The sequence below is a fragment of the Moritella sp. genome (assembly GCF_033791185.1).
In the GTDB taxonomy this organism is placed as follows: Bacteria; Pseudomonadota; Gammaproteobacteria; order Enterobacterales; family Moritellaceae; genus Moritella.
Genome location: NZ_JASJHF010000191.1, coordinates 22,547 through 32,476 on the forward strand (window position 1 = coordinate 22,547; position 9,930 = coordinate 32,476).

General features: G+C 42.4%; 8 protein-coding genes and 4 tRNA genes. 3 read left to right on the forward strand and 9 right to left on the reverse strand.

Annotation, left to right across the window (positions count from 1 at the left end):
• Window positions 1-46: 46 nt before the first annotated feature.
• From QNK26_RS11540 to cobA, 4 genes are all read right to left on the reverse strand, one after another.
• The gene (locus QNK26_RS11540; protein WP_319223088.1) at window positions 47-1,786 is read right to left on the reverse strand and encodes a protein kinase domain-containing protein; all 1,740 of its coding nucleotides are present in this window, start codon (window positions 1,784-1,786) and stop codon (window positions 47-49) included.
• 74 nt (window positions 1,787-1,860) lie between these two features.
• Complete coding sequence (gene nirD, locus QNK26_RS11545; RefSeq protein ID WP_319223090.1) at window positions 1,861-2,187, reverse strand: nitrite reductase small subunit NirD; 327 nt, start codon at window positions 2,185-2,187, stop codon at window positions 1,861-1,863.
• 101 nt (window positions 2,188-2,288) lie between these two features.
• On the reverse strand, window positions 2,289-4,823 hold the full coding sequence (nirB, locus tag QNK26_RS11550; protein ID WP_319223092.1) for a nitrite reductase large subunit NirB: 2,535 nt from the start codon (window positions 4,821-4,823) through the stop codon (window positions 2,289-2,291).
• Between the two features lie 11 nt (window positions 4,824-4,834).
• On the reverse strand, window positions 4,835-5,653 hold the full coding sequence (gene cobA, locus QNK26_RS11555) for a uroporphyrinogen-III C-methyltransferase (RefSeq protein ID WP_319223094.1): 819 nt from the start codon (window positions 5,651-5,653) through the stop codon (window positions 4,835-4,837).
• 523 nt (window positions 5,654-6,176) lie between these two features.
• Here cobA and rpoH point away from each other — a divergent pair.
• Together rpoH and QNK26_RS11565 are read left to right on the forward strand one after the other, a co-directional pair.
• Entirely contained in the window at window positions 6,177-7,040 is an 864-nt protein-coding gene (gene rpoH, locus QNK26_RS11560; RefSeq protein ID WP_319223096.1) for an RNA polymerase sigma factor RpoH, read from the forward strand.
• Window positions 7,041-7,149: 109 nt separating this feature from the next.
• Window positions 7,150-7,488 carry a hypothetical protein gene (locus tag QNK26_RS11565; protein ID WP_319223098.1) on the forward strand — a complete coding sequence of 113 codons (339 nt, stop codon included), beginning with the start codon at window positions 7,150-7,152 and terminating at the stop codon, window positions 7,486-7,488.
• Between the two features lie 106 nt (window positions 7,489-7,594).
• On the opposite strand, the gene QNK26_RS11570 is transcribed toward QNK26_RS11565, so the two are convergent.
• Window positions 7,595-8,386: a RelA/SpoT domain-containing protein gene (locus tag QNK26_RS11570; RefSeq protein ID WP_319223101.1), complete on the reverse strand. Its 792-nt coding sequence runs from the start codon at window positions 8,384-8,386 to the stop codon at window positions 7,595-7,597.
• A gap of 266 nt (window positions 8,387-8,652) precedes the next feature.
• Between QNK26_RS11570 and QNK26_RS11575 the strand changes: the two genes are divergently transcribed.
• A complete protein-coding gene (locus QNK26_RS11575; protein ID WP_319223103.1) occupies window positions 8,653-9,276 on the forward strand; it encodes an OmpA family protein in 624 nt (207 codons plus the stop codon).
• A gap of 262 nt (window positions 9,277-9,538) precedes the next feature.
• On the opposite strand, the gene QNK26_RS11580 is transcribed toward QNK26_RS11575, so the two are convergent.
• From QNK26_RS11580 to QNK26_RS11595, 4 genes are all read right to left on the reverse strand, one after another.
• A tRNA-Asn gene (locus QNK26_RS11580) sits at window positions 9,539-9,614 on the reverse strand.
• A gap of 6 nt (window positions 9,615-9,620) precedes the next feature.
• Window positions 9,621-9,696 (reverse strand) — tRNA-Phe (locus QNK26_RS11585).
• A gap of 3 nt (window positions 9,697-9,699) precedes the next feature.
• Window positions 9,700-9,775, reverse strand: a tRNA-Thr gene (locus tag QNK26_RS11590).
• Window positions 9,776-9,832: 57 nt separating this feature from the next.
• Window positions 9,833-9,908, reverse strand: a tRNA-Phe gene (locus QNK26_RS11595).
• Between the last annotated feature and the right edge of the window lie 22 nt (window positions 9,909-9,930).

Genomic DNA, 9,930 nt, shown 5'->3' on the forward strand with positions numbered 1-9,930 from the left:
TAGTTTGGAGTAAAATAGGGACGGTATTGTGTAGATGTTATTTATATTAACTAAACAACGAGATACATAGAGCAAACAGCAGTAATAACGAGATCACTTGCCAGAAGCGTTCCGGATTCTTTTCAATCAAGGTTTGTTTGCGATTATTCTTATATTTAGGATTCGGGTGCTGTAATTCATATAGCAGTTCAGAGACATCGGCGTGACGCTTGTTAGGATCGAAACGTAGGCCTTTTTTAATCGCGCCATCCAACCAAAATGGTACTAACGGGTTGTATTCATAAGCAGGAATATACTTGGTATTGAGATAGGCCTTTTGGGTGCGGCAGGTTTCGAGTTTACCGTTAAAAGGCTGCTTACCAGTGAGCATTTCAAAGATAATCACCGAGATAGCGAATATATCTGATTGCGCGGTACTGTCACCATTAATCACCGTTTCTGGGGCGGAGTAAGCCGCGGTGCCGAGGATCTTATCCCGTTGTAGTGGCGTGGCAATCTCTGCAATACCTTTGACGAAACAAGAGCCAAAATCAATGATCTTAACTTGACCATTGTTATCGATCATAATATTACCCGGCTTCAAATCTTGATGCAGGGTTTCTTTACGGTGAAATGCCCGTAGGCCTTTAATCACCTGCTCGACAATATTTAGTACATCCTGGATTGGTGGGTTAGGGTGCTGACTTACCCATTGCTCTAGGGTAATGCCTTCAATCACTTCCATAAGATAATAGAGATGACTTTTTTGCCTATTGGTTTCGACAATTTTTAGTATATGCGGGTTATTCAAGCGTGACCCAATCCAAGTCTCCATAGTGAAACGTTCGATATAAGCCGGATCATCGATATAGTTTACCGAAGGCGCTTTCATGCAGTATTGCTGTTTAGTCTCCTTATCTTCGACTAAATATAAATGACTGCTGCTACTGGCGTGTAGCTCTTTAATGACTTTTAAGCCATCAATGGATAATCCCTTACGCAGTGCCGGTGGGAAAGGCATTGAGGCGAGGTGAACATGCACATCTTCTGCGCTCTGATTGGGTAGAGAGTCGATACGTAACAACTGACAACTGATATTATCATTACTGTTATTGGTCAGAGCTTGTTGGATTAACTGTTCACAGCAGGCTTCAAAATCAGGATGTTTGCTGTTATTTACTTGCTGAATAATGTGTCGTAATTGTTTATTGCTAACAAAGTCATGCAAGCCATCGGTTGATAATAAAAATACATCACCGACTTGTAACTCCACTTCTTTATAATCTACTTCAAGGGTGACATCTAATCCCATGGCTCTGGCCAGATAAGATTGTTTGCTACTGACGACTGTGGTGTGGTCTCGGGTTAACTGTTCGAAGTTATTGTGGCGTAGCCGATAAATACGTGAATCACCAACATGTAATAAATGTGCAGAATGGGATTTAAATACGATAGTACTGAGCGTGGTTAAGTAACCTTTTTGGGCATCGGTAAACTGCCGGCCTTGGCTATATAGCCAACGGTTGAGCGCGGTTAATACCTGACCGGTTGATTTGCCAACGGACCAGGTTTCAGGGGTAGAGTAATAATCAGATAAGAAATTATGTACACAAGTTTCACTGGCTTCTTTACCGGCTTCCGCTGCGCTGACACCATCGGCGATGATGGCAACCGCGCCTTTGGTAGTGAGCAGTAAATCATCTGGGATACGGATCCCTATAGCATCTTCATTCTGGGCTTTTATGCCTGCGACCGAGCGCTGACCTATGGTAAAGGTGGCGCCGCCCTGTAAGTGCCATGGAGACATAATGCTTCCTGTAAATGACTGCCTGTAAATGGTTTTTGTAAACAATATCGATTATGCGTATACGGCGTTAGCCATTATGCCGTTACTTCCACCATGCCATCAGTGACACGTACTGCATAAACTGGGACTGATAAGGTATCATCTTCAAGACAATCACCCGTCGTTAAACAGAAATGTTCTTTATACAATGGCGATGAAACGGTTAGCACATCTTTAACTGAAGTAATTAAGCCGCGGGATAATACGTTAGCTTTACTTGCTGGGCAGTAGTTATCAATAGCAAACAGCTGATCGGTTTTACGGTCAAAAAAGATCGCCACTTGTTTGCCATTCACTAATGCACATACACCAGCGTCTGGGGTGAGTTTATTTTTGGCAATAATTGGGGTCCAAGTTATCATAATAAATCCTTAAATCTGGTTTTAGTAGGTGCGAACACCTGCTAATGGCTGTAATGGGCGTGGTCGATACGGTTAAATCGATCATATCCGTGAGTGAATTATTAGCTCACTTCAAGTACGGCAATCTGGCCTGCGCGTTCTGCTGGTGTAGCAGGGCGTATTTGGTCACGTACTGCAACAAACTGCACGGCGGTATCGCTTTCTTCAGAGTTAATGAAGTGCTTAAAGCGCAGTAGTTTTTCAGGACTTTCAATGGTAGTTTTCCACTCACATTGGTAGTTGGCAATGTTGGCTGCCATTTCTGCTTCAAGCTCTGCTGTCAGACTCAGCTTGTCATTAATCACAACCTCTTTAAGGTAATCTAAACCACCTTCAAGATTTTCTAACCAAACCGATGTACGTTGTAGACGGTCTGCAGTACGAATATAAAACATCAATACACGGTCAATATATTTGTACAGCGTGTCAGTATCGAGGTCGGTAGCGAATAAATCGGCATGACGCGGGCGCATACCACCATTACCACAAACATAAAGACCCCAGCCACCTTCCGTTGCAATCACACCGATGTCTTTACCTTGGGCTTCAGCACATTCTCGTGTACAACCAGACACGCCAAACTTAATTTTATGCGGTGAGCGTAAGCCCTTGTAGCGGTTCTCAAGATCAATCGCCAGGGACATGCTGTCTTGCACACCATAACGACACCAAGTACTACCCACACACGATTTTACCGTGCGCAGTGATTTACCGTAAGCATGGCCTGTTTCGAAGCCTTCGCGGATCAACCATGCCCATATTTCAGGTAGTTGATGTAGTTGCGCACCAAATAAATCGATACGCAGACCACCGGTTATCTTGGTGTATAAGCCATATTTTTTAGCCACTTCACCGAGTACGATTAATTTGTCTGGGGTGATCTCACCTGCTGGGATGCGGGGGACAACAGAATAAGTACCATCTTTTTGCATGTTACCCAGATACACGTCATTGACGTCTTGCAGGCCAAGATGATCATCTTCAAGGATGTAGTCATTCCAAAATGACGCCAGAATATTAGCGACTGTCGGGCGACAAACCTCACAACCGTGGCCAGCGCCAAATTCGGTGATTAATGCTTCGAAGGTTTTAATACGTTTAACGCGTATTATGTCAGCCAGTTCAGCACGTGAATAAGCAAAATGCTCACACAGGTCGGTGTTCACTGCAACACCCATACTGGCAAGTTCGGCATTGAGTACTTGCGTCACGAGTGCGCTACAACCACCACAACCAGTACCGGCTTTGGTGACTGTTTTAATATCGCCGATGCTGGTTGCACCATCTTGTACTGCTGCACAAATTTGGCCTTTAGTGACATCAAGGCATGAACAAATAACTGCGGAATCAGGTAGGGCGTCAACACCCATGGTTACCGCGCCACCTTCTGCTGGTGGTACTAACATATTTTCAGGAGAGCCGGGAATATCCATGTCGTTTAAGTAAATTTGTAACCAGCTGCCATAATCTTCAGCTTCACCAACCATGACTGCGCCAAGTAGTTTCTTACCGCATGCGCTAATGACTAATTTTTTATAAACTTGCTGTGCTTCATTGGTGAACACATAGTTTTGCGCGCCTTGTGCATTACCATGGGCATCACCGATACTGGCAACGTCAACACCGAGCAACTTCAGCTTGGTACTCATATCAGCCCCGGTAAAGGCTAACTTACCTTCACCAACTATTTGGTCGACGGCGACTTTTGCCATTTGGTAACCCGGTGCAACAAGACCAAAGATACGCCCTTGCCATAATGCACATTCACCAATCGCGAAAATGTTTTCGTCAGACGTTAAACAGTTATCATCAACTTGAATACCACCACGTTCGCCTAGCGTAAGGTCGAATGAACGGGCTAATTCATCTTGTGGGCGAATACCCGCCGAGAAGATGATCATGTCTGTTTCAACGTGCGAGCCGTCAGCAAAGTTCATGCGGTAACGGCAGGTTTCACCTTTAACAATTTCTTTGGTATTTTTTTCTGTGTGTACCGTCACGCCTAATGCTTCAATCTTGTTACGCAGGATCTTGCCGCCACCGTTATCTACTTGTACGGCCATGAGGCGTGGGGCAAATTCAACGACGTGCGTATCAAGGCCAAGCTGTTTGATTGCGTTAGCCGCTTCAAGACCCAGTAGACCACCACCGATAACCACGCCAACTTTGCTTTCTTTAGCTGATGCCGTGATGTCTTCTAAATCGTCAATGGTACGGTAAACTAGGCAATGGTCTTGGTCTTTACCTGGAATGGGTGGTACGAATGGGAATGAACCCGTCGCTAGCACTAATTTGTCGTAACTCTCTACACGGCCTTGTGCTGTGGTGACTGTTTTAGCGTCTTTATCGATGCCAACCACTTTATCATTTACAAAATATTGTACGCCGTTGTCATCATAGTATTCTGGTGATGTCATCATCAAGTCATCAGCTGTTTTGCCACTGAAATAAGCACTTAACTGCACACGGTCGTAAGCAAGACGTGATTCTTCACTGAATGTGGTGATTTGTACTTCAGCCATCTTTTCTTGTTGAATAAATTGGTCAATGAAATGGTGACCTACCATGCCGTTACCGACAACTATAATTCTTTTCATGACATGCTCCGTTATGCGCTTAATGCTTGATTTTTTGCCGATGGCTCTAGATCTCGCCAGTTAAGTTGGCCTGCAAGAGAGACAACTTTGCCGATCACGATCAGGCTAGGGCTTTGTAATTGGTGTTCAATCGCCAGTGCTGGCAATGTTGCAACAGTGCCAATAAATTTTCTTTGCTGCTGCGTTGAGCCGTTTTCAATTAAGGCTGCTGGGGTATTGCTGTCCAAACCATGACTGATCAGTTGCGCTGAGATTTCCGCTAATTTACCTAATCCCATATAGAACACTAAGGTGTGCTCAAGGTGTGCGAGTTGCGGCCAATTTAGATCTAGCTTGCCATTTTTCAGGTGGCCGGTAATAAAGGTGCAGCCCGTCGACAATCCTCTATGGGTTAGCGGGATGCCTGCATATGCAGTGCACCCTGATGCAGCTGTTACGCCGGGTACGATGATTGTTTTTATGTTATGGGCATGGAGCACCAATTGTTCTTCACTACCGCGGCCAAATACAAACGGGTCGCCACCTTTTAGGCGACAAATATTCACACCTTGTTTGGCTTTATCAACCATGAATAAATTCAATTGGTCTTGTGGAATACAATGGTCAGCTTTTTTCTTACCCACATAAATTGCTTTGGTGTGGGGTGGAAATAAAGCTCTAATCTCTTGGCTAACTAAGTTATCAAATAAGATAAGGTCAGCACTTTCAATCGCCTTGAGTGCTTTTAGTGTAAGCAACTCGGGATCCCCCGGACCAGCCCCCACTAATGCAACTTGACCTCGGCTATGGTTATTTTTTGATTGCGCTTTGGTAATTAATTCAACTGTCATGCCTCACATCCCTGTAGCTCTTCTCTGCACTGACTAACGCAAAGACAATGCCAACTACGTCAAGTAATTATTAATTGTTGATATATAAGGTCTTTATTTGGTTTGGTATTTTTATTAGCGTTTAGCTGAAGATTAAGCACTGTGATGTTGCACCAGTTTTTTTATTTTCGCACAGGCGTGGTGCAGCTAAGTTGGCGTTGTAACTTATTTACAGTAGACTTTAACTGTATTAGCAGGGCTGGCTAGGTTGTTTTTTGATTTTAGATTGTCATCTCAATGTAATTTTCTGTAATTAAACTAGAGCTTTTGTGATCTGGGGTTAAACTAGATTGTACATAAATGATACAGTTCGTAGTCTGAATGGTAATATTTTATTTATTTATCAGTAGGCTGAATTGTTTCGTCTGAATATATTAAGACAATATACTTTATTTGTGCGGTCACACGGATTGTCGAATTTGTCGATAAGCATCAGCCGTGATAAGATCTCGCCGATTAATTTGTAATAATGGGAGAATTGTTGATGAGCAAAGATATGCAAAGTATGGCATTAGTTCCTCAGGGTAGCATTGAAGCCTATATCCAAGGCGTGAATAGCATTCCAATGTTGACTGCTGAACAAGAAAAGGAACTAGGCGAACGCTTGCAGAATGAAGGTGATGTTGATGCTGCACGTCAGCTAATTATGTCACATTTACGCTTTGTTGTTCACGTTGCCCGTGGTTACGCAGGTTATGGACTTTCTCAAGCTGACTTGATCCAAGAAGGCAATATCGGCTTAATGAAAGCGGTAAAACGATTTAATCCGGCTGTCGGTGTGAGACTGGTGTCTTTTGCTGTGCATTGGGTTAAAGCTGAGATCCATGAATTTGTACTTCGTAATTGGCGTGTAGTAAAAGTTGCGACAACTAAAGCGCAACGTAAACTATTCTTTAATCTACGTAAATCAAAAAAACGCTTAGGCTGGTTTACTCATGCAGAAGTGCAAACTGTTGCTGAAACATTGGGTGTTTCGACCAAAGATGTAGTGGAAATGGAATCAAGAATGTCTTATTCGGATCAAGCATTTGATTTATATGCTGATGATGATAGTGATAAAGATTCTGGTTCAATGAGCTTTTCTCCAGCACAGTATTTAGAAGATAACGCGTCAGACGTTGCCCAACAAGTTGAACGTGAAAATTGGGATAAAAGTGCATCTCGCCGTTTAGCAAAAGCAATTTCTGAGCTAGATGATCGTAGTCAAGATATCGTTAATTCTCGTTGGTTAGCTGAAGATAAAGCAACGCTGCAAGAGTTAGCCGATCGTTATGGTGTTTCTGCTGAACGAGTACGTCAGTTAGAAAAAAATGCCATGAAAAAACTTCGCGAGTTTATTGCAGAATAATAATCACATAGCATTGTTAAAAAATGAGGTCTCCGATGGAGACCTCATTTTTTTTGGGCAAGAAATTGAATAAACGTTTAATGGTATTTAATGATAAATGGAAAGATAGATGAATAGAGATCCCTTATTTGGTTTTCAGGGCAGTGAGCTTAAAAGCTATTTAGAACGTAACAAGTTAGTCGAACATCAGATGGTTTTGGTTTATAACGGCTCAGGGATGACGCATGAATATAGCTTGGCACAAGTTGTAACCCCTGAAGAGGGTAAGCAAAAAAGGATTGTTGTGCGACTCTTAAAGAATGACGAAGACATTACCTTCTTCCGTACTGGTAAAAGTGTATTGAAGAAAAGCTCGCATTACAAAGTATTGCCTATGGTGCCTTGGTTAATGGCGCGTTTTGGCATGCAAGACCAAATTCGGTTTAACTGGAAGTGGGGTTACGCCTAAAGCTAAGCCCAAACCTAAGCTCGTTCAATTTAGAGATATGTGGGTTTAGAAGACAAAAGGCCCAATCATTCATTGTATGATTGGGCTTTTTTATTTTCAGTGTTGGTTATGCCATTTGTTTAAAACTGGTTTTTAGTTCCAACATTAATTGTTGTTGCCAAGCCACTTGGTAAAGACTGGTTGATTCTTCTTTTAGCTGCGCGACTTTAAATGCTTCAATTTCTGATATTTCACGTTGCTGCTGTTTAGCGTTATGAGTAATTTGTTGGATCTTGGCGTAATTGTCATGTTCTGGACCATTTTTAATCGCTTCAATACGATCTAAATGTAATTGCACTTCCACGACCATTTGGGTTTTTGGTAAGCGTACTAATAAGTTGATATCACGGTAGCCATTTTGTTTTGGATTGTTAAAGCGATTTTTCACTTGGATGATGTCGGTTTCTTGTTCCAGCAATTCATAAGCACTGATTAGCTCTTGGCTATTTTTAGCAATAATCGAGCTACGGGCCAGGTCGGTAATTTTTTCTACTGCGCCATCATGTTTATTGGCAATTTTAGCTTGTGCACGTTCAATACTTTTAATGCCTGGGATCACAGCACTGGTTTGTGACATTAACGCAATTTGTTTAGTGAGTGTTGCAAGTTCGTTTTGTGCCGATTCAGCTAATGAATAAAGTGCATCGAAATCGGTATAAGGTTGAATGATATTGGTGTTGTTAACATCAGGAAGTTGGTAAAGACCTGCTAAGTCTTTGCTTAGCTGTGTACGTACTCGGTTCGTGGCATTGCCATTATTTGATACTTGACTAAGGCTAAGCATAGTAGCGGCTTCAAGCGGCGCTTTACCTGCTAGCATTAGTACTAAAATTAGTGATGTTCTTAGAAAGCTATACATAGGTATCCTTTTTGAGAAAACGCATTCGCATCATTGTATGCTGATACTTAGTAATAGATGAGTGCGCACAGTCACAATTCAAGGTAGGGCATTGTAAAGCTGTGTAAGATGTAACTAGACTGCTAAAATAGTGCGACAGACATCACTATTTTTTGGGCTAAGGCTTATTTAACTAGTAAATATACCGATGCGATTGTATTTTATTTAAGATACAGTGTGCTCGATCTCTCACTTACAATATCGTTTCTACAATTAAGGTTTATCCAATGATGAAAAAAACAATGACAGCAGTAATGATTGTTGCTGCACTTACTGGCTGTGCTCGCCAAAACGCGACAACAGGTGAAGAAGAAACGAATACCGCAACTAAATCTGCCATTGGCGGTGCCATTGCGGGTGCATTAATCGGCGCTTCTACAGGTAAGAAAAACGGCGCAGTATTTGGTGCGTTAGGTGGTGCTGCTATCGGTGGTGGTATTGGCCATTATTTTGATCGTCAAGAAGAAGCATTACGTAAAGAATTAACTGACTCAGGTGTACAAGTTAAACGTGTTGGCGAAAACGAATTACAACTGATCATGGCGAAAGGCATTGGTTTCCAAACGGCGGGTTATAACTTGAGCTCAGATATTTACTCAAGCTTAAACAGTGTCGCTAAAGTTCTTAACGAGTACCCTGATTCATCACTGCGTATTATTGGTCACACAGATAGCGTCGGTAGTGCAGAGTCTAATTTAACGCTTTCTGAAGAGCGTGCTGAATCTGTGAGCGAATATTTGAATAAACGTGGTATCAAGTCAGGCCGTTTATCAACACGTGGTTATGGCGAACGCCGTCCTATTGCATCAAATGATACTAAAGATGGTCGCTCTGCTAACCGTCGTGTATAAATTACTAATACAGCTAATAAATCATTAGCTGTAAATATTCAGCATGGTTAAATGAGTGCTGATGGTATTATTAAACCGAACCCTGTGTTCGGTTTTTTTATGCCAGCAAATTATGATTGGTTAAATAATAGGCATGCAATTTAATAAACGAAGGAAGTCGCGTGGGTGTAAGTAGAGCGGGGCATAAAGAGTTGCAGGATGTATGATGCTAAATTTTAGATAAAAAAAGACCCAGTTATATAAATAACTGGGTCTTTTTAATTGGCTCCCCTTGCTAGACTCGAACTAGCGACATATGGATTAACAGTCCACCGTTCTACCAACTGAACTAAAGGGGAATTATTTGGTGCCCGAACCCGGAATTGAACCAGGGACACGAGGATTTTCAATCCTCTGCTCTACCGACTGAGCTATTCGGGCAAATGGTGCCGACTGCCGGAGTCGAACTGGCGACCTACTGATTACAAGTCAGTTGCTCTACCTACTGAGCTAAGTCGGCACTAAATGCGTTTTAAATAAAGATACCTATTAACGAAATATCTTTACCTTTTAAATATGGTGCCCGAACCCGGAATTGAACCAGGGACACGAGGATTTTCAATCCTCTGCTCTACCGACTGAGCTATTCGGGCAAATGGTGCCGACTGCCGGAGT